We start from the raw sequence: 19,249 nt of genomic DNA on the forward strand, positions 1-19,249 counted from the left end.
GCATATCCGGCGCTGTGATCGATGGTCAAGCGGTTAATCAAGAAATGTGGCCGCGTCCGCCCGAACGCAATGAGCGCCCCCGCTCGACGGTCGCGGGGGCGCTCATCCGATCACCGGGCGCTCACTCGAAGGCCCGGCACGGGGATCAGGAAGCCACAGAGAGCTCTCCGGCCCAAGGGAGGTCGGCGCCCGGCCGGCTGACGGTGATCGCGGCGGCGTCCACGGCTCGCACCGCCAGTTCCCGCAGTGCCTGCTCCGTAAGATCACCGTCGTGCAGCGCCGGGTAGTCGGCGACGAGCGATGCCATGAAGGTATCGCCGGCACCGATCGTGTCCGCGACGATGACGCGGCGACCAGGCACCTCCACGATCCGTCCCTCCGCGGCGAGGACAGCACCCCGTGCCCCGCGCGTGATGGCGACGAGCCGCGGGCCGAGGCCTCCGATCGTCGTCAGTACGCCGGCTTCATCGAGTCCCGGGTACAGGAAGCCGGCGTCTTCGTCCGAGAGCTTCAGCACAGTGGATCGTCGTGCGAACTCCTCGAACCTCACTCGCGCTCGATCGAGATCGCCGACGAGAGCCGGGCGGATGTTCGGATCGAACGTGATGATCTCGGGGGCGAGCCGGTCGATCTGCTCCAGGACGACCTCGTCGCCGGGTGGGAGGAAAGCGGCGACGGATCCCGCGTGAATGGTGCGCGGTCTCACCGGGAGGCTCTCTCGCGACGCGGTCCAGTCGATGCTGAACTCGTAGCGCGCCGAGCCGTCGTCGAGGATGTGGGCGTGCGCCGTGGACGTCGGGCCTGCGCCGAACGACTCTGCCAGCACCCACACGCCGGACCGCTCGAGGTGGTGGGTGATCGCGCTCCCCCGCGCGTCGGGTCCCAACCGGGTGAGCAGTGCCACCGCGATGCCCTGACGGCCGAGGCCGAGCGCCACATTCGCCGGACCGCCGCCCGGCATCTCGACCACCTCTGTTCCGGTGGTCGTGATGTCGACCAGGGCCTCACCGATCACCAGCACGTCGATGTCGATGGTCGTCGCGTCGATCACAGCCGTGCCTCGATCGGGCGAAGGAAGCTGAGTTCGCTCGCGCCCCCGACGATGAGAGGGCCGAGCACGTCGTTGAATGCCGCACCCTTGTCGGCCCCGATGTGGGCATCGAACGCCGCCTGACCGCGGTACACCTCGAAGACGACGAAGCGGTCCTCCCCCTCAGCGCGCGTGTAGACGTCGAACACGACGTTTCCCGGCTCCTGGCGGACAGCCTCCGCGTATCCGCGGATCAGTCCCTCGACCTCGGTGCGGGCGCCCGGTCGTGCCGTGAACTCGGCGTAGAGCACGATCGGCTCCATGTCGTCTGTCCCTTCTGCTCTGCTCGGCCGGGGGCCGGGATGCTCCCCGACCGAGCGAGGTCTCAGGCCTGTGCGGCTCCGGTCATGATGGCGACGGCATCCGTCATCGAATGCGACTGCGGGGTGATCGTCGCAGCACGCTTGCCGAGTCGCTGCACGTGGATCCGGTCGGCGACCTGGAAGACGTGCGGCATGTTGTGCGAGATCAGAATGACCGGCACGTTGTGCTCGCGCAGTCGCTCGATCAGCTCCAGCACCTGGTTGGACTCGCGTACGCCGAGCGCCGCGGTCGGCTCGTCGAGGATGACGACCTTCGAGCCGAACGCCGCGGCGCGTGCGACCGCCACGGCTTGGCGCTGCCCTCCCGACAGGTTCTCGACCGCGACCGTCACGTCCTGAAGGGTCGAGATCCCGAGCTTCTGCACCTGCTCGCGTGCTTCCTTGCGCATGCCGGACTTGTCGAGCGCACGGAAGACCGTTCCGGCCAGTCCTGGCTTGCGCCGCTCCCGCCCGAGGAAGAGATTCGCGGCCACGTCGAGCGCTGGTGAGACCGCGAGATTCTGATAGACGGTCTCGATGCCCGCGGCACGAGCGTCCTGCGGGCGCTTGAAGTGCACCAGCTCGCCGTCGAGACGCAGCTCGCCCTCGTCGGGGACGTAGGCGCCGGTCAGGCACTTGATGAGCGTCGACTTTCCGGCGCCGTTGTCGCCGATGACAGCGAGGACCTCGCCGGGGAACAGCTGCAGACTCACGCCGTCGAGTCCGACGACCCGGCCGAAGGTCTTGACGAGTCGCTTCGCCTCGAGCACCGGCACGCCCTGGGGCGTCGGGGTGGGCTCCACGGCATCTTCGATGAGGCTCACTTGCGTACCTTTCTGATCCACTGATCCACCGCGACGGCCACGATGACGAGGATGCCGATCGCGAGGGTCTGATAAAGGCCGTCGACACCGGCGAGGAAGAGGCCGTTGCGGAAGACGCCGACGATGATCGCACCGAGCAGGGTGCCCCAGATGACGCCGCGGCCGCCGAACAAGGACGTCCCGCCGATCACGACGGCGGTGATCGAGTCGAGGTTGAGGTCCGCCCCCGCGTTGGGGCTCGCAGCGCCCGAGCGGCCGATCTGGATCCACGCCGCGACGGCGAGGACGGCGCCTGCGGCGATGTAGACGCCCATCAGCACGCGGCTCGTCGAGATGCCGGCGAGGCGCGCGGCCTCAGCATCGTCACCGACGGCGTAGACGTGACGGCCCCACGCCGTGCGTCCCAGCACGTAGGCGACGAGGACGTAGAGGGCGAGCATGATGAGCACGCCGACGGTCAGCCGGACATCGCCGATCGGGAGGGGAGTCGCCGTCCACGTGAGCAGTGCGGGCATCTCCGCCTTGCGGACGGTCTGTCCGCCGCTGTACAGGAGGGTCAGGGCGATGAACACATTCAGGGTGCCGAGCGTCGCGATGAAGGGTGGGAGCTTCACCCGGGTGACGAGGAAACCGTTCAGCGCACCGGTGGCGAGAGCCGCCACCAGCCCGGCGAACAAGGCCAGGGGCGCGGGGAACCCGTTGTGGAACGCGGTCTGAGCCATCACCATCGAGGCGAGGATCATGGCGGCGCCGACCGAGAGGTCGATTCCCGCGGTGAGGATGATGAGGGTCTGCGCGATGGCCACCGTGCCGACGACGGAGACCTGATCGAGCACGAGCGAGAGGTTCGCCGGCGCGAAGAACCGCGGGTTGAGGCTGCCGAAGACGATGATGGCGAGCACGAGCACGATCGCCGGGCTGATTGCCGGGTACTTGTGCAGCACGCCGCGGATGCGGTCGAGCGGGGTACGCCGGTCGAGGAATTCGGCTGCGAGGTCGAGGGTGGAGGTGGGTGGAGCTGGCTGAGTCACAGTGTCACTTCCGTGGGGTGGGAAGGATGCTGCGACCGCCGCAGGCGTGACGGTCGCAGCATCCGTCATGGATCGGATTACTTCGTGCCCCAGCAGATCTCTGCGGCCTCGGTGGTGTCGATCGACTCGACGCCCTCGGCGGGCTGGTCGGTGACGAGCGCCACGCCGGTGTTGAAGAAGTCGAGACCGTCGCTGGTCTCCGGGGCTTCTCCGGACTCGACGAGCTTGACGATCGCCTCGACGCCGAGCTCGGCCATCTTCACCGGGTACTGCTGGCTCGTCGCGTCGATGATGCCGTCGGCGACCTGGCCGACGCCGGCGCATCCGCCGTCGACCGAGACGATGAGCACGTCGTCCTTGCTCTTGCCGGCCGCCTCGAGCGCCTGGTACGCACCGTAGGCGGCGGGCTCGTTGATCGTGTACACGACGTTGATGTCGGGGTTCTTCGCGAGGAGGTTCTCCATCGCCGTGCGACCGCCGTCCTCGGCGCCCTGCGACGCCTCGTTGCCGACGATCGTGTAGTCGCCGCCCTCGCCGCCGGTGTACGTACCCGTCGGCTCCTCGTCGCCGTTCACCTCGTCGTCATTCAGCTCGATGCCCATGCCGTCCAGGAAGCCCTGGTCGCGGTTGTAGTCCACGGTCACGGCCTTGTCGTCGAACAGGTCGATGAGGCCGATCACCGCCTCCCCGCCGGCGAGCGTGGCTGCCGTCCACTGACCGATGTACTGGCCCGCGAGGAAGTTGTCGGTCGCGAACGTGATGTCCACCGCGTCCGCGGGGTCGGGCACGGTGTCCAGCGCGATCACGAACAGGCCCGCGTCGCGGGCCTTCTCGACCGCGTCCAGGACAGCGGGACCGTTGGGGGTGATCAGGATGCCGGCGTCGCCCTTCGAGATGGCGGCCTCGATCGCCTGGATCTGGGTGTCTTCGTCACCGTCCTCCTTGCCCGCGGCAAGGGTGAGGTTGACGCCGTTCTCCTCCGCAGCGGCCTTCGCGCCGTCCTGCATCGCGATGAAGAACGGGTTCGAGTTCGTCTTGACGATCAGAGAGACGCCGATCTCATCGGAGCCGCCCTCGGTCGGAGTTGCGCCGCTCGTGCCGGCACAGCCGGTGAGCGTCAGCGCAGCGGCGGCTGACATGGCGAACGCTGCGAACAGAGCGGTGCGTCCCTTGTGCATGTGGTTCTTCATTGAGTTCCTCTCGGCCGACGTTGCCAGGCTGACAACGATGTCAGAAGCGTTTGTATCGCAGCGCTCGGCTAGGGTCAACTCCAAACTCCAATTTTGTGATGGGACTGTGACACCGATGTCAATCGCCAACCCGGCACGTGGGCAGAAGCCGCGCGCCACGATGAAGCAGGTCGCCGCACTGGCGGGCGTCGGCACCAAGACGGTCTCCAGGGTGGTGAACGACGAACCGAATGTCGCGCCAGGGACGGCGAAGCGCGTGTGGGACGCGGTGCGCGCGCTCGACTACCACGTCGACCTCCAGGCCGGCAGCCTCCGACGCACAGACGGGCGCACGCGGACCCTCGGCCTCCTCATCAGCAGCGTCGACAACCCGTTCGCCGGCGCGATCCACCGCGCCGTCGAGGATGCCGCGATCGAGCGTGGGGTGGCCGTGTTCGCTTCCAGCCTCGACGACGATGCCGACCGGGAGGAGCGAGCAGTGACTGCGTTCCTGCAGCGCCGGGTGGACGGCCTGATCCTGACCACCGCGGGGCGCCGGCAGAACTACATCGCGCAGCTGCAGGATCGCGGCATCCCTGTCGTGTACGTCGACCGCGAGCCCAGCGGCACCGAGGCGGACTCCGTCACCAGCGACAATCGAGCCGCTGCCAGGGCGGGGACCGAATGGCTCATCTCCCACGGCCACCGCCGAATCGCCCTGCTCGCCGACCGCCGCGAGATTCCCACGGCCGCCGAGCGCGAGCGGGGATTCCTGGACGCCACGAGGGACGCCGGGATCCCCACCGCACAGACCCCCGTCATCACCGGACTTCGCGATGCCGATTCCGCGCACCGCGCCCTGACGGCGCTCCTCGCGTCGGATCGGCCGCCCACCGCCGTGTTCAGCGCCCAGAACCTCATCACCATCGGCGCGATCCACGCGCTGCGCGAAGCGGGGGCCGAGCACTCGGTCGCACTGGTCGGCTTCGACGATGTGCCACTGGCCGACCTCCTCGACCCCGGCATCACCGTGATCGCGCAGGACCCGCAGGAGATCGGGCGTATCGCCGTGGCGCGCATCTTCGAGCGGCTGGAAGGCGAGGCCTCCCCACCCCTCCACCACGTGGTGCCGACGAGCTTCGTTCCCCGCGGAAGCGGGGAGATCCCTCCCCCGTCGCCGCTGCCCGGCTCACCGAGCGCGTAGGCGGGCGCGGTCACGACACCGACGCCGACGCCGGATCACGTCGTTGCTTTGTCCAGCGGACAAGCCATAACATCTCGCCCTGACGGTCTGACATCGATGTCAGATGAGGGTCGGAAGACCTCGATGATCGCCAAGGAGGGCGAACGACTGATGGTGCGAGCACGATGGATGCCACTGCCCGGCGCAACGCGGACCCCGAGAGCTCGGCGGCCGCGCGCCGTCGCGGCGGCGGGACTGGCGGCGGGGATGATCGCGGCCGGGCTGGGGGCGCTGCCGCTCGCTGCAGCGGAGGAGATCGCGGTCGGGGATGAGCTCTACCGGCCCGCTGTCCACTTCACGCCCGAGCAGAACTGGATGAACGATCCGAACGGCATGGTGTACGTCGACGGCACGTACCACCTGTACTTCCAGCACAATCCGCAGGGGACGCGCTGGGGCAACATGAGCTGGGGCCACGCGACCTCGGACGACCTGCTCCACTGGGAGGAGCAGCCCCTGGCCATCCCGCAGACGTTCGACGACGACGGCCGTCCCATCGAGAGCATCTTCTCGGGATCCGTGGTCGTCGACGAAGACAACACCTCCGGATTCGGCGACGGCGCCCGGGCACCGCTCGTGGCGATCTACACCAGCGCCTATGAGCCGGCGCACCCCACCCGCGCGGGCAAGCAGGCGCAGTCGCTGGCGTACAGCACCGACGGCGGGTACACCTGGACGAAGTACGCCGGCAACCCCGTCGTCGACCGAGACTCGGCGAACTTCCGTGACCCGAAGGTGTTCTGGTACGAGGGCCTCGCCGGCAGCTACTGGGTGATGACCGCCGTCGAAGCGCTCGACCGCAAGGTGGTGCTGTACAAGAGCCAGGACCTGAAGACCTGGGAGCACCTCTCCGACTTCGGCCCCGCGAACTCCACCGGTGGCATCTGGGAGTGTCCCGACCTGTTCGAACTGCCCGTCGACGGCGACCCTGATGACACGAGATGGGTGATGGTGGTCAACCTCAACCCCGGCGCGGTCGCCGGTGGCAGCGGAGGCCAGTACTTCGTCGGCGACTTCGACGGCGTCACCTTCACGAGCGAGACCACGGAGGGCCCGCAGGCTCTGCCCGCGGGCGAGGTGTTCGCGGGCTTCGACGACGGCACGTACGACGGCTGGACGGTAGCCAACGAGCCCGGTAACTGGAAGCAAGGGCCGTGGGGGCCCGCACCGGCGACGGGGACGCTGCCGGGACAGAACCCGGTCGCCGGCTACATCGGGGCGGGACTCGTCAACGGGTTCACCGACGGCGACTGGCCGGTGGGCACGTTGGAGTCACCTGCGTTCACCGTCGAGAACGACTACATCAACTTCCTCGTCGGCGGGGGGCGGCATCCGCATGTCTCCGGCGCGCAGCTGACCAACGAGCCGCCCGCCGGTACCACCGTGTTCGACTTCGAGCTGCCCGATGGACAGGTCCTCGCCGACGCCGGCTGGGAGATCACCGGCGACTTCGCGACCGATCCGTGGCGCAACCCGTCTACGGCCGGCGGTGACTACTACCTCGGCGCCAAGCGCCTGAACACGTGGGAGGGAGGCCCGCGCGGCGACGAGAACGTCGGCATCTACACCTCGCCGACCTTCGCGCTCGAGGGCGACTACGTCTCGTTCCTCATCGGAGGCGGCAAGCGCACCGACGGCTCGCTCCAGGCCGAGCTCGTGGTCGACGGTTCCGTGGTGCGCACCGAGACGGGTCCCGAGGCGGGACAGCTGAACTGGCGTTCCTGGGATGTCGCGGAGTACCGCGGGCAGAACGCCCAGTTGCGCATCCGCGACGAAGCCACCGGCGGGTGGGGTCATCTCACCTTCGACCATGTGGTGGTCGGCGATACGCCTGCGAAGCCGCGTTCGGACGAGACATCCGTCAATCTGGTCGTCGACGGCGAGGTCGTGCGCACGGCGACCGGCGCTGACAGCGAGACCCTCGACTGGGCGAGCTGGAACGTGCGCGAGTTCGAAGGGAGCGAGGCGTCGATCCGCGTGATCGACAACAACCGCTTCGGCTGGGGTCACATCCTGCTCGATCAGGTCATGTTCGCGGATGCCGCGGCCCCGACGAGGCTGGAGAGCTACGACTGGCTCGACTGGGGCCGCGACTACTACGCGGCCGTGTCGTACTTCGGCACGCCGTCCGGATCGCGGATCATGCAGGGCTGGATGAACAACTGGGACTATGCCAACGACATCCCGACGAGCACGTGGCGCAGCTCCATGACACTGCCCCGCGAGGTGACGCTCGTCTCGACACCGGCCGGCCCACGTTTGTCGCAGCGCGTCGTGCCGCAGCTGGCCGGCCAGCTCCAGACGACGCAGGCGGAGTCGCTCACGTCGGTCGCCGTGGACGGCGAGACCGACCTCGGTCTCGCGGGCGACGTCGTCAAGCTGGAGGTCGTGCTCCGTCCCGGTGACGCGGATCGGGCGGGCGTGCGCGTCTTCGGCGACGAGGACTCGGGCACCCTCATCGGATACGACGCGGAGGCCGGACGCCTCTTCGTCGACCGGCGCGACTCGGGGAACACCGCGTTCCACCCGGCGTTCGCCTCCGTCGAAGACGCGCCGCTGGATCTCGGCGCCGACGGCACCGTCGCCTTCGAGGTGTACCTCGACCGCGCCTCGGTGGAGCTGTTCGCCGCCGACGGGCTGCTGACGATCACCGACCAGGTGTTCCCCGACGCGGGTGCCGACGCCATCACCGGGTGGTCCGAGGGAGGCGAAGCGACCATCGAGCGGATCACCGTCACGCCGATCAGGCCCACCATGTGGCAGGAACCCGAGCCCGTCGCAGCACCTGGGGCTCCGGCATCCGTCATCGCCACCGCCGGCGGCGAAGGAGTCGAGGTCTCGTGGACGCCTCCGACCGACGACGGCGGTGCTCCGGTGACCGAGTACCGCGTCTATCAGGACGGTGTTCCCGAGCCGATCGCGACGACGACGTCAGCCGCACATACCGTGAGCGACCTGATCCCCGGCTCGACCGTGCGGTTCGCCGCGACCGCGGTGAACACGGCCGGCGAGAGCGAGAAGTCGGAGTGGTCGGCGCCGGTGACGGTCCCGGACGGGGCCACCGCCGCGCCCGCTCGGGGCACACTGTCGCACGACAACGGCTGGGACACCGGTCTTGCCGACGGCGACTACACCGTGACGATGAACCTCTACCGCGGCCAGAACGGCTCGTCCTTCCGGCTGTTCGAGAACGGAGCGCTGGTCGCTGCGGTTCCGCTCGCTTACGGCGGCACCGCGGCGCAGCAGGCGAAGGTGGCGATCACCGGAAAGCCCAACGGCGTCTACGTGTACACGGGCGAGCTGGTCAACACGAAAGGGGTCACGGCCACGACCTCGGTGACCGTCAAGGTCACCCAGGCCAATCCGGGCAAGCCCGTGCTGTCGCACGACAACACCGACGGCGACGGCCGGTTCACGCTCACCGCCGACATGTGGTGGGGCACGAACGCGACGTCGTACCGCTTCTACGAGGGAGAGACGGTGATCGCCGAGGGCATCCTCGTCGCGGCAACGCCGGGTCAGCAGTCGGCGACGACCGCGGTCAACGGGGCGGCACTGGGCAAGCACACCTACCGCGTGGAATTCATCAACGCGGCAGGGGCGACCTCCAGCGCGCCGCTGACGGTCACCGTGAAGAAGTAGCAGTCACGGAGGTGGAGGGGCTCGAAAAGCGGAGTCTGCGGGGCGCGAATCGAACCCCTCCACGTGGTGCGACGATGTCGTCGGTCGATGTCGCCACTCGACGGCGAGCGGCAGAGTCGTGGGCGGGCTGGCAGACTACTCGGGGCGCTGCGGACGCGGCGGAGCGACCGACTCGCGCTCCACCACGGGGCAGGCCAACACCGTCGGACGCTCGGTGAGCAGCGTCTGCTCGTCTTTGCCGTGAATGAGATCGGCGAGCGTGGACACGGCCCAGGCCCCCATCTCGTAGTGCGGGAGCGAGACCGTGGTGAGCGTCGGAAACAGACTGTCGGGTATCGGCGCCTGGTCGTCGAAGCCGACGATCGAGAGGTCGGTGGGGATGACGAGTCCGCGCTCGCCTGCCGCCCGGTACGCGCCGACGGCCATTCGGTCGTTGTAGCAGAACACCGCGGTGGGAGCGCGGTCCAGAAGCTCCAGGCTCGCGCGGTACCCGCCGCGCGCGTCCGCGGGGCCCGCTACGACGAGGTCTTCGGTCGGCAGGCTCGCCGCCTGCATGCCGTCGAGGTAGCCGAGGAGGCGTCCTCGCGTGGCGGGGACGTCCTCGGCGCTCGCGGCGAAGGCGATCCGCCGATGCCCCGCGCGCGCGAGCATCTCCACGACAGCGGCGGCGCCAGCCCGTTCGTCCGGCAGCACTGCGGGGATGGCCCCCGCGGAGTCTCGTGCTCCGATCAGCGCTGCGGGCCGGGATCGCAGGTTCTCCGGGGCGACGATCACGTCGTGATACACCGTGGCGTAGATGATGCCGTCGACCTGCCGGTCGAGGAAGGCCTGGATCTGGGCCGCGTCCACCTCCGGCTCCGGATTCAGCACCGAGTTGATGATGGCGAGGGTGAGGTTTCGCCGACTTGCCTCTTCCTGGGCGCCGAGGATGATGCGGCCGGCGTGGGGCGTGGTCGCGATCTCCTCGGTGACCAGGCCGATCATGTCCGACGCCTGCGTTCGCAACCCACGAGCGAGGCGGTTCGGTCGATAGCCCAATTCCTCAGCGGCCGCGCGGACGCGCGCTGCGGTGTCTTCGCTGACACGCGTGTGCGGCGTCGCATTGAGGACGTGGGAAACGGTGGTCTGCGAGACGCCCGCGTGTGCCGCGACGTCCCGGATGCCAGCGGTCTTCTCTGTCACTCGGCTCTCCGTCATCGTTGTCCCCTCACGTTCGTACCACCTTTCGGTCACCGGCGGTCCGCGCGGCGGTCCCCCAGCGCCACCACGCCAGCGGGCAGCGGGGTGGACTCCGCGTGCACGCCCGATCCGATCGCTGGGGTCGGCCGGAATGCGTTCACCGCGAGATCGACGACGACCTCGTCATCGCGCCCCGAGTCGAGGATGGTGTTCCCGGTGGCCGTGGGATCGACCAGGACCGCGGTGAGGGCGAGACTTCGCGAAGCGTGGGTCGCGAGCAGGGCGTCGACCTGTGCTTCGAAGCACGAGTCACTCGATGAGGTGGCGACGTCCAACCCGACGACGTGGTTGCTCGCGATGTAGTTGTCGCTGCCGGCCGCCAGCCGGATGATCACAGGGGCTACGCCTGCCGGCCGGACGCTCTCGGAGTCGATGACCTCGGAGAAGTGATTGCCGATGATCGAATTGTTGCTGCCGGTGATCACCAGCAGCCCGAAGAGATCGTCCAGCCCGTTGTCCACCGTGAGGAACGGCGTCCACGGCTCGTGGTCGCGGAGGAAATGATTCGAGCCCAACAGGTTCTCCGAACTGTTCCCGGCGAGGACCATCATCCCCGGGTAGAACGAGTGGAGGCGGTTGTTGGTCACGCTCGACCGGGTGACACCGTGAAGGTGCACGCTGCTCGCGCCGCGCGGAAAGACGTTGTTCGCGGTGATCAGAAGCCCACCGTGGTTCTCGGCGTAGATCGAGTGACCGTGGGGACCGGCCCCGATGAGGTTGTCGGTGATCTTGGACGCCTGGCCCCAGCTGCGCAGTTCGATGCACGAACCGCATTCCGCGATGAAGTTGTCGTGGATCGAGAGTGCGTCAGCTTTGTGGATCGTCAACGCGTGCTCGAGGTAGACGAACCCCATGCCTGTGATCCGGAATGAGTCGTTGGCATCCCTGACATGAATGCCCGTCTTCCCATTGGCGTACGAGTTCTCCGGGTTCTCCCCCGGTTGGTCGCCGGCGAAGTGCAGCCCGTCGATGCAGAAGCCTGAGAATTCGACCGAGCTGATTCTCGGGCTTCCGCTGCGTGCCACCAGGAATGCGGCGCCCGCGGATTCCTCGTGGGAGGCTCCGGCAGCGATGTCGACGAGGATGCGGCTGCCTCCGGGCCACAGCTCGTGCAACCCGGGCCATTCGTCTGCGGGGACATTGAAACGGATGCTGGACGAGCTGAAGCCGTGCCCCGCGCCTTCGATGCGCAGGAAGCTGATGTCGATCAGCACCTGGGTGCGAAGTCGGTAGTCCCCCGGCGGAATGCGGATCACGGCGCCCGGCTTTCCGCCGTCCCGCATGTCGCGCGCCACCTGGCGGGCTTTGACGTCCGCGATGATGCTGTTGATCACCTCGCCGATGTCCTGGTAGGGATCGCCGTGAGGCCACGCCGTCACGTCGTACGTGTTGTCACTCGACATTGGTGTCCAATCGTGTCCCGGCTTCTCAGCCCTTGACCGCGCCGAGGGTGAGGCCGGCGACGATCTGCCGCTGGAGGAAGAGCGTGAGCAGGATGACGGGGATCGAGTAGACGGCGGCGAGCGCCGTCATCCCTCCCCAGTCCAGGCCGAACTGGCTCTGGAAGTTGGCGATCACGACCGGGGTGGTCTGCGCCCTGACCGAGGTGAGCAAGAGGGCGAAGAGGAACTCGTTCCAGGAGGCGAGGAACGCGAAGATCGCAGTCACGGCGAGGCCGCCCGACACCACGGGCAGGACGACCCGCCACATCGCCTGGAGCCGATTGCAGCCGTCGACCTCGGCCGCTTCGCTCAATTCGTCCGGGACGGCCTCGAAGAAGCTCGCCATCAGCCAGATGGAGAGGGGAAGCGAGATCGTGGTGTGCGCGAGAGCGAGCCCGAAAGAGGTGTCGGTCAATCCGAGGTTGCGCATCACCTCGATGAGGGGCGCCCCCACGGCGATGGTCGGCACCATTCGGGTGACGAGCGCCGCAACGATGAAGACGCGTCCGCTGGGGGTGCGAAACCGAGTGATCGCGTATGCGGCGGGCACGGCGAGCACCAGCGACAGCACGGTCGAGATGACCGCGGTGACCACGCTGTTGATGAGCGCGGCCGGCACTCCCTCGCGGGTGAGCGCGGATACGTAGTTGTCGAGGGTCCACGTCTCTGGCCACACCGATGGCGGCACGGCGATCGCGTCCAGCGGGGGCTTGAACGACGTCAGCAGCAGGTAGAGGAACGGGAACCCGTACATGATGATGGCGGCGGCGAGCAGGACCCACAGGAGGATGCGGCTCTTGCCCCGGGTCTCGAGCGGATTCATCGCGTGCTCCCTGGACGCCAGATCAGCAGGATCGCGGCGATGGCCACGGCCAGCATGACGATGAGATAGACCGTTCCCATGGCGCTGGCCAATCCCGGATCCCCGAACCGGGTCATGGTGCGGTAGATGAGAAGGCTCAGCGTCGTGGTGCTGCCCTGAGGGCCGCCATCCGTCTGGATGAGGATGATGTCGAATGCTCGGGCCGCGTCGATGCCGCGGACGATGAGTGCGACGGCGATCACGGGTCGCAGCAGCGGGATGATGATGCTGAACAAGATCCGTGGGTACTTCGCGCCGTCGATACGGGCGGCCTCGATCACGTCCCCGGGGATGTTCTGCAGACCTGCGAAGAGCACCAGCGTGATGAACGAAGTGGTCAGCCAGATGTCGGGCAGCGCAACCGAGAACAGCGCGATGTTCGGATCGCTCAGCCACTGGATCTGGTCGGGGCTGGACAGGATGTGCGCCTCGTAGAGCATCTGGTTGACGATGCCGAAGTTGTCGATGAGGAGGAACCGCCACAGCAGGCCGGCGACCACCGGAGCGATCATCAGCGGGTACATGAACACGGTGCGGAACACAGCCGAGCGCCGGCCGAGCGCGGTGAACAGCAGTGCCACCGCGAGGCCGAGCACGAATTCGGCCGTCACGACGAAGACGGTGTACACGATCGTGCGGACGGATGCCGACTGGAAGGCGTCCGAGGCGAACGCGGTCGCGTAGTTCGCGAAGCCGACGAACGTGCGCGGCGCACCGGCGAACGGTGAGATCTCGAAGAAGCTGTCGTAGATGAACCGGACGAGGGGCCACAGCACGAAACCGGCGAGGAACAGGGCCGCCGGCGCCATGAGCAGGAGCGCGAATCGGCGGTCGCCGCTGTCCTTGCTGCGGTGCTTGCGCGCGTGCGGGCGTGAGCCGGGGCGCGGGCGTGAGCCCGGGTGCGGGGCCCGCGGCGGGACGGCCGGGGCCACCCCACCGCGGGTCGCAGGAGCGAGAATCTCCACGGAATACCTTCTGAATGGATCGTCTACTGGACGATCGACTCGATCTGGGACTTGGCGTCCGACAGGAGCTGCGCGGTGTCAGCTCCCGGCTCGACGGCCTTCTGGATCATCGGCACGAGCACGGAGTCGACGATCTCCTGCCACTGCGGGGTCGCCGGCCGAGGCAGCGACTGCGGCGCCTCCAGCGTCGTCACCAAAGCGGGATAGTTCTCGAATCCGGCTTCGCCTTGTTTGCTCTCGAACGCGCTCTTGCGGGCGACCAGGCCCAACGAGGTGTCGGCGGCGAGGTCGTTGTGCTCGTACGCGAACGCGATGAAGTCCTTCGCGTCGTCCTGCTTGGCCCCCGACGCGGGGACGGACAGGTACCACGCGCCGGGCACTCCCGCCACGCCACCGGGGCCGCCGATCATCGGGGCGACGCCGATGGCGTCCTTCACGGCGGAATCCTCCGGTGTCTGCCGGTAGGCATGGCCCCAGAATCGCATCATCGCGAGCTTGCCCTGGTAGAAGAGGTTCTGCGCTCCCGCCCAGTCCAGCTGTGCGGCGCCCGACGGAGCGTAGGGGAGCAGGCTGACGTAGTAGTCGAGCGCTTCCTGGTGCGCGGCGTCGTCGATCGTCACCTCGCCGCTGTCGGTGTCGAGCACCATGCTCTCTTCACCGGCCTGCGACACCGTGGCCAGCCACTCCGTCTCGACGGCGCCCTTCACGTCGGTGCCGTACAGATCGATCGCGCCGTCGCCGTCCGTGTCACGGGTGAAGAACTCCGCGATATCGCGGTATTGCTCCCACGTGGTCGGCGCGGTCAAGGGATAGCCGTACTTCGCCTCGAAGTCGGCCGTGTTCTTCGGGTCCTCGAAGAGATCGGTGCGGTAGAAGAGGATCTCGGAGTTCGTCCAGACCGGCATGCCGACGAACGTGTCATCCACCTGCGACTCGCTCACCAGACCGCCGAACAGGTCGGACTCGACGTCGTCGGTGAACAGATCGTCCAGCGGAGCCAGCCCCGGCGCAAAGGCCGGGAGCCAGATCGCGTCGAGCGCGGCGATGTCGAAAGAGGGGTTTCCCGCCTGCAGTTCGGACGAGATGCGGTCGTAGAGCCCCGCGTACGGAAGCTCGACGAGGGTGACCTCCGTCCCGGTCTCATCCTTGTACAGGTCGGCGATCGGCTGCAGTTCAGCCTTCCCGCCGCCCTCGACCACGACGGTCAGCGCACCGGCGTCAGCGGCGGGTTCACCACCACCGCCTCCGGCACCGCAACCGCTCAGTGCGATGGCTGCGGTGGTCACGGCTGCCGCCGCAACGACTCCCCGGCGCAAACGTGCGTCCGCGGGCATGCGAAGCTTCATCACTTCGACTCCATTCATTGGTGTACAGGAAGGGTGCAGACTCCGGTCGGACGTCGTGCCAATACGATTTGCCAAAACGTCTTGGCACGACGATAGCGGCCGCGACGGAGGGAGTCAAGAATCAGCTCGTCTTCGATCCACACGGAATGAGCCGCTCCGACGACCCGCCCGAGAATCCGGCTGACAGGACGGGTTGGGCGACTTCAGTCGCGTGTCCCGGACGAGCGTGGGCGATGCCGCCCAAGCCGTGCGGGATGTGGCCCTATGGGCATCGCGAGTCTTCGACACCGAAGAGATGAGGTGGCGTCGACGGGAGTCGCGGGGACCGCGTGTCCTGTCAGATCCCGCGGTGAGCGTTCTCGGCGGAACGCGGCAGGAGTCGCGCGAGCGATGTGCCGGCGCAGTGCGAAAGCTGTGTCTCGCCTCACGCACCCGCCGGTGACGGCGACGGTAGCGCGACGCCATGGAGTGCGTCCACCACCGGGGCGAGCTCGGGCCGGTCGGCGGCGTCGGCGAGCGCACGTTCGAGGGCCTCGTCGTGCACAGGCAGCGCCCGGTCGTAGAGCGCGCGCCCACTGGGGGTGAGCTCGGTGTAGATGCCGCGGCGGTCGTCGGCGCACAGGATGCGTGTGAGCAGCCCCCTGTCTTCGAGGCGGGTGACCAGGCGCGTGGTGGCGCTGGGGCTGAGCGCTGCAGCACGTGCGAGCTGCTGCATCCGCATGTGCCAGCCGTCCTGCCGGCTGAGCGCATCGAGGACCGTGAACTCAACCACGGACAGGTCGACCGCGTCGAGGCCGCGCTCCAGTTCCGACTCGATCAGTCCGTGCAGCGCCGCGAGCGTGCGCCACCCCTGCGCTCGCACCTCAACAGCGTCGTCGCCGATGCCCATGTGACACTCCTGAACAATAGTTGCTTGCGCGGATTATTTGCGTGTGCAATGATCTTCTTGCTTGTGCATTATACCGCGCTTGCAACTACTCTACCGTCTCACGAGGAGATTGTCATGCCTTTGGGTCTCGTGGCGCTGGCTATCGGCGCTTTCGGCATCGGGTTGACCGAGTTCGTCATCATGGGCCTGCTGCCCGAAGTCGCCGCCGATTTCGGCGTCTCGGAAGCCGCCGCCGGATGGCTGATCTCCGGCTACGCCCTCGCGGTGGTCGTCGGGGCCCTGGTGCTCACGGCGGCAACCACCCGACTGCCCCGCAAGCCCGTGCTGTTGGGACTGATCGTGCTGTTCATCGTGGGAAACGTGCTCACCGCGATCGCCGAGGACTACAGCCTCGCGATGATCGGCCGCATCCTCGCCGCTCTGTGCCACGGCGCGTTCTTCGGGATCGGCTCCGTCGTCGCCGCAAGTCTCGTGGCCCCGGACAAGAAGGCCGGCGCGATCGCGATCATGTTCACCGGCCTCACCGCCGCCAACGTCCTCGGCGTCCCGTTCGGAACGTTCCTCGGTCAGCAGCTGGGGTGGCGGTCGACGTTCTGGGCGATCGCCGCCATCGGCGTCCTGGCGTTCATCGGCATCGCCGCGCTCGTGCCGACCCTCCACAGCCCGGAAGAGCGGATCAGCATCCGCGGCGAACTGCGCGCGTTCCGCTCCAGCCAGGTGTGGCTTTCGCTCCTCGTCACCGTGCTCGCCTACGGCGGCATGTTCGGCGCGTTCACCTACATCGCGTACACCCTGACGGAAGTCACCGGGTTCCCCACCACCGCGGTCCCCTGGCTGCTCGTCCTGTTCGGCGCCGGCCTCGTCGTCGGCAACTGGCTCGGCGGCAAACTCGCCGACCGCTCCATCGACGCCACCCTGATCGGCTTCATCGCCGCACTCGTGGTGATCCTCGCCCTGTTCGCGCTGTTCGCGGGATCCCAGATCGCCACCATCATCGCCCTGTTCCTGATGGGCGGGTTCGGATTCGGCACCGTGCCCGGACTGCAGAGCCGCATCATGAACTACGCCGGCCAGGCGCCCACCCTCGCCTCGGGCGCGAACATCGGCGCATTCAACGTCGGAAACGCGATCGGCGCCTGGGCAGGCGGCGTCGGCATCGCCGCAGGCCTCGGCTACACCTCCCCGATCTGGATCGGCGCGATCATCACCCTCGCAGCCCTCGCCGTCATGATCATCACGGCCGCAGCCGGACGTCGTACGCAGACGGATGCCGCAGCCGCCGGGGTCACGGCGGGCTCGCCGACCGCCGCGAAAACGTCGGAGAACGCGACCGCGGACTCCCCCACCCGCTGAGCCGACCAGCATCCCCATCCCCACTCGCCGAGAAGGAGAATCCCATGCCCACCATCAGCAAGCTCACGACCGCCGACGCCGACCGACTCATCGACGTCGCCCGAGACGCCGCCGAACGGGCCGGCGCAACCGTCAGCGTCACCGTTCTCGACGCCGGAGGCCACCTCCTCGCCTTCCGTCGCGACGACAACGCGGTGCTGATCTCCGGGGAGACCAGCACCCGCAAGGCCTACACCGCCCTTCAGCTCAACGCCGCCACCGCGGACGTCGTCGACGCCGTGAAGCCCGACGGACCATTCCACTCCCTGCAGACCGCGCTCGACCGACCGCTGCTGTTCATCGCGGGAGGTGTGCCGCTCCATCGCGACGGCCACCTCATCGGCGCGATCGGCGTCGGAGGCGGTGCACCCGCCGACGACCACCTGTTCGCCACCGCCGCCGCGACGACGATCGGGGCCTGAACCGGGAGCGATCCCCCGCCCGGGCCCCCGGGGAGCGCTGGCGAGCGGACGCCCTGTCCACGACCTATCAGCTGTCGGCGGCCAGCGCCGAGTCCAGATCGGCGATGAGATCGTCCGCCGTCTCGAGCCCGATCGACAGCCGGATGAGACCCGGATGGATCCCCAAGCGCGCGCGTATTTCGTCGCCGAAGCGCACGTGCGTCGTCGTGGCGGGATGCAGGACCATCGAGCGCGTGTCGCCGATGTTGGTCATCCGCGAGAACACGGTGAGCGCGTCGATGACCCGGGCCGCAGCATCCTGTCCTCCCGGCACCGTGAACGAGAACACGGCCCCTCCATAGCCCCGGAAGTCCCGTTGCGCGAGGTCGTGATGCGCGTGACTCGGGAGCCCCGCGTAGTCGACGGATTCGACCCGCGGATCGGCGGCGAGCCATTCGGCGACCTGCTGGGCGTTCGCGAGATGCCGCTCGAGTCGCAGCGACAGGGTCTCCAGGCCCTGCTGGAGGAGGAAGCCGTGCAACGGCGAGAGCGCAGCGCCGAAGTCGTTGACCGACGTGTTCCGCACGTAGCCCTCGAACGCGCGCGCGGGCCCGAAACGTTCCAGGAACGACGGCACGAGCGGACTCTGCCGTGTGGCCAGCAGCGGATACCGGTCGGCGTACGCCGCCCAGTCGAACGTGCCGCCGTCGACGATCACGCCGGAAAGCGCCGCGCCGTGTCCCGTGAGGTACTTCGTGGCGGAGTGGACGACCACGTGCGCGCCCTGCCCCAGCGGGCGCAGGAGGTACGGCGTCGCGACGGTGTTGTCCGCCACGATCGGCAGGCCGTGGCGCGAGGCCACTCTCGCCACGAGGGCGATGTCGGCGAGGTCGCCTTTGGGATTCGGGATCGTCTCGACGAAGATCGCCTTCGTGTCGGGACCGATCGCCGCTTCCCACTCGGCTTCGTCGCGGTGATTCCACACCCAGTCGACAGTGATGCCCGTGCGCTCGAGCGCTCGCGCGAAGATGACCCTCGTGCCGCTGTAGATGCTCGCCTGCGAGACGAAGTGGTCGCCCGCCTGGGCCAGCGCCAGCAGGGTGGCAGCGATCGCCGCGGACCCCGAGGCGACCGCGACGGCGCCCGTGCCGCCCTCGAGATCGGCGATGCGGCGCTCGGCGACCGCGTTGGTGGGATTGCTGTGCCGAGAGTAGAACTCACCCTCCTCCGTGCCGACGAAGCGGGCGTGGGTCTGCTCGAAGGAGTCGAACCGGTACGCGCCGGTGAGATAGATCGGCGCGATACGGGCGCCGTACTCGCCCTCGTTGAGCTCGCCGGCGTGCACCTGGCGGGTCTCGAACCCCGCGCCGCTCCAGTCGGTGCGGGGAGGGCGAACGTGTGAATCGGTCATA

The 19,249-nt window shown here is 68.1% G+C and carries 16 protein-coding genes; 4 read left to right on the forward strand and 12 right to left on the reverse strand.

Going from position 1 to position 19,249, the window contains the following annotated elements; translation table 11 throughout:
• Positions 1-145: 145 nt before the first annotated feature.
• From MRBLWH3_RS15735 to MRBLWH3_RS15755, 5 genes are all read right to left on the reverse strand, one after another.
• Positions 146-1,051 carry a carbohydrate kinase family protein gene (locus MRBLWH3_RS15735; RefSeq protein WP_363433845.1) on the reverse strand — a complete coding sequence of 302 codons (906 nt, stop codon included), beginning with the start codon at positions 1,049-1,051 and terminating at the stop codon, positions 146-148.
• Entirely contained in the window at positions 1,048-1,353 is a 306-nt protein-coding gene (locus MRBLWH3_RS15740) for a putative quinol monooxygenase (RefSeq protein ID WP_363433848.1), read from the reverse strand. Before MRBLWH3_RS15740 ends, MRBLWH3_RS15735 begins: the two co-directional genes overlap by 4 nt.
• 62 nt (positions 1,354-1,415) lie before the next feature.
• Positions 1,416-2,216: an ATP-binding cassette domain-containing protein gene (locus MRBLWH3_RS15745; protein ID WP_341998043.1), complete on the reverse strand. Its 801-nt coding sequence runs from the start codon at positions 2,214-2,216 to the stop codon at positions 1,416-1,418.
• Positions 2,213-3,247 carry an ABC transporter permease gene (locus MRBLWH3_RS15750; RefSeq protein WP_363433852.1) on the reverse strand — a complete coding sequence of 345 codons (1,035 nt, stop codon included), beginning with the start codon at positions 3,245-3,247 and terminating at the stop codon, positions 2,213-2,215. Before MRBLWH3_RS15750 ends, MRBLWH3_RS15745 begins: the two co-directional genes overlap by 4 nt.
• A 77-nt stretch (positions 3,248-3,324) precedes the next feature.
• The gene (locus MRBLWH3_RS15755; RefSeq protein ID WP_414685380.1) at positions 3,325-4,437 is read right to left on the reverse strand and encodes a substrate-binding domain-containing protein; all 1,113 of its coding nucleotides are present in this window, start codon (positions 4,435-4,437) and stop codon (positions 3,325-3,327) included.
• A gap of 115 nt (positions 4,438-4,552) precedes the next feature.
• On the opposite strand from MRBLWH3_RS15755, the gene MRBLWH3_RS15760 reads away from it, so the two are divergent.
• Both MRBLWH3_RS15760 and MRBLWH3_RS15765 read left to right on the forward strand, forming a co-directional pair.
• Complete coding sequence (locus MRBLWH3_RS15760; protein ID WP_363433855.1) at positions 4,553-5,620, forward strand: LacI family DNA-binding transcriptional regulator; 1,068 nt, start codon at positions 4,553-4,555, stop codon at positions 5,618-5,620.
• A 96-nt stretch (positions 5,621-5,716) separates the two neighbouring features.
• Entirely contained in the window at positions 5,717-9,301 is a 3,585-nt protein-coding gene (locus MRBLWH3_RS15765; protein ID WP_363433858.1) for a GH32 C-terminal domain-containing protein, read from the forward strand.
• A gap of 135 nt (positions 9,302-9,436) precedes the next feature.
• Here MRBLWH3_RS15765 and MRBLWH3_RS15770 read toward each other — a convergent pair whose 3' ends face one another.
• The 6 genes from MRBLWH3_RS15770 to MRBLWH3_RS15795 form a co-directional block, all read right to left on the reverse strand.
• Entirely contained in the window at positions 9,437-10,498 is a 1,062-nt protein-coding gene (locus MRBLWH3_RS15770; RefSeq protein WP_363433861.1) for a LacI family DNA-binding transcriptional regulator, read from the reverse strand.
• Between the two features lie 32 nt (positions 10,499-10,530).
• Positions 10,531-11,943, reverse strand: coding sequence for a right-handed parallel beta-helix repeat-containing protein (locus tag MRBLWH3_RS15775; protein ID WP_363433864.1), 1,413 nt, complete (start codon positions 11,941-11,943; stop codon positions 10,531-10,533).
• 25 nt (positions 11,944-11,968) lie between these two features.
• Complete coding sequence (locus MRBLWH3_RS15780; RefSeq protein ID WP_116196459.1) at positions 11,969-12,805, reverse strand: carbohydrate ABC transporter permease; 837 nt, start codon at positions 12,803-12,805, stop codon at positions 11,969-11,971.
• Positions 12,802-13,653 carry a carbohydrate ABC transporter permease gene (locus MRBLWH3_RS15785; RefSeq protein ID WP_363435569.1) on the reverse strand — a complete coding sequence of 284 codons (852 nt, stop codon included), beginning with the start codon at positions 13,651-13,653 and terminating at the stop codon, positions 12,802-12,804. The genes MRBLWH3_RS15780 and MRBLWH3_RS15785 overlap by 4 nt, the downstream gene beginning before the upstream one ends.
• A 179-nt stretch (positions 13,654-13,832) precedes the next feature.
• Entirely contained in the window at positions 13,833-15,095 is a 1,263-nt protein-coding gene (locus MRBLWH3_RS15790; protein WP_363433867.1) for an extracellular solute-binding protein, read from the reverse strand.
• Between the two features lie 484 nt (positions 15,096-15,579).
• The gene (locus tag MRBLWH3_RS15795) at positions 15,580-16,044 is read right to left on the reverse strand and encodes a MarR family winged helix-turn-helix transcriptional regulator (RefSeq protein WP_363433870.1); all 465 of its coding nucleotides are present in this window, start codon (positions 16,042-16,044) and stop codon (positions 15,580-15,582) included.
• A gap of 114 nt (positions 16,045-16,158) precedes the next feature.
• On the opposite strand from MRBLWH3_RS15795, the gene MRBLWH3_RS15800 reads away from it, so the two are divergent.
• Entirely contained in the window at positions 16,159-17,397 is a 1,239-nt protein-coding gene (locus MRBLWH3_RS15800) for an MFS transporter (RefSeq protein WP_363433872.1), read from the forward strand.
• A 44-nt stretch (positions 17,398-17,441) separates the two neighbouring features.
• A complete protein-coding gene (locus MRBLWH3_RS15805; protein ID WP_363433875.1) occupies positions 17,442-17,858 on the forward strand; it encodes a GlcG/HbpS family heme-binding protein in 417 nt (138 codons plus the stop codon).
• 67 nt (positions 17,859-17,925) lie between these two features.
• Here the strand turns inward: MRBLWH3_RS15805 and MRBLWH3_RS15810 are convergent, their stop codons facing one another.
• Positions 17,926-19,248: an O-acetylhomoserine aminocarboxypropyltransferase/cysteine synthase family protein gene (locus MRBLWH3_RS15810; protein ID WP_363433878.1), complete on the reverse strand. Its 1,323-nt coding sequence runs from the start codon at positions 19,246-19,248 to the stop codon at positions 17,926-17,928.
• Position 19,249: the final 1 nt, after the last annotated feature.

This window comes from Microbacterium sp. LWH3-1.2 (assembly GCF_040675855.1).
Lineage (GTDB): Bacteria > Actinomycetota > Actinomycetes > Actinomycetales > Microbacteriaceae > Microbacterium.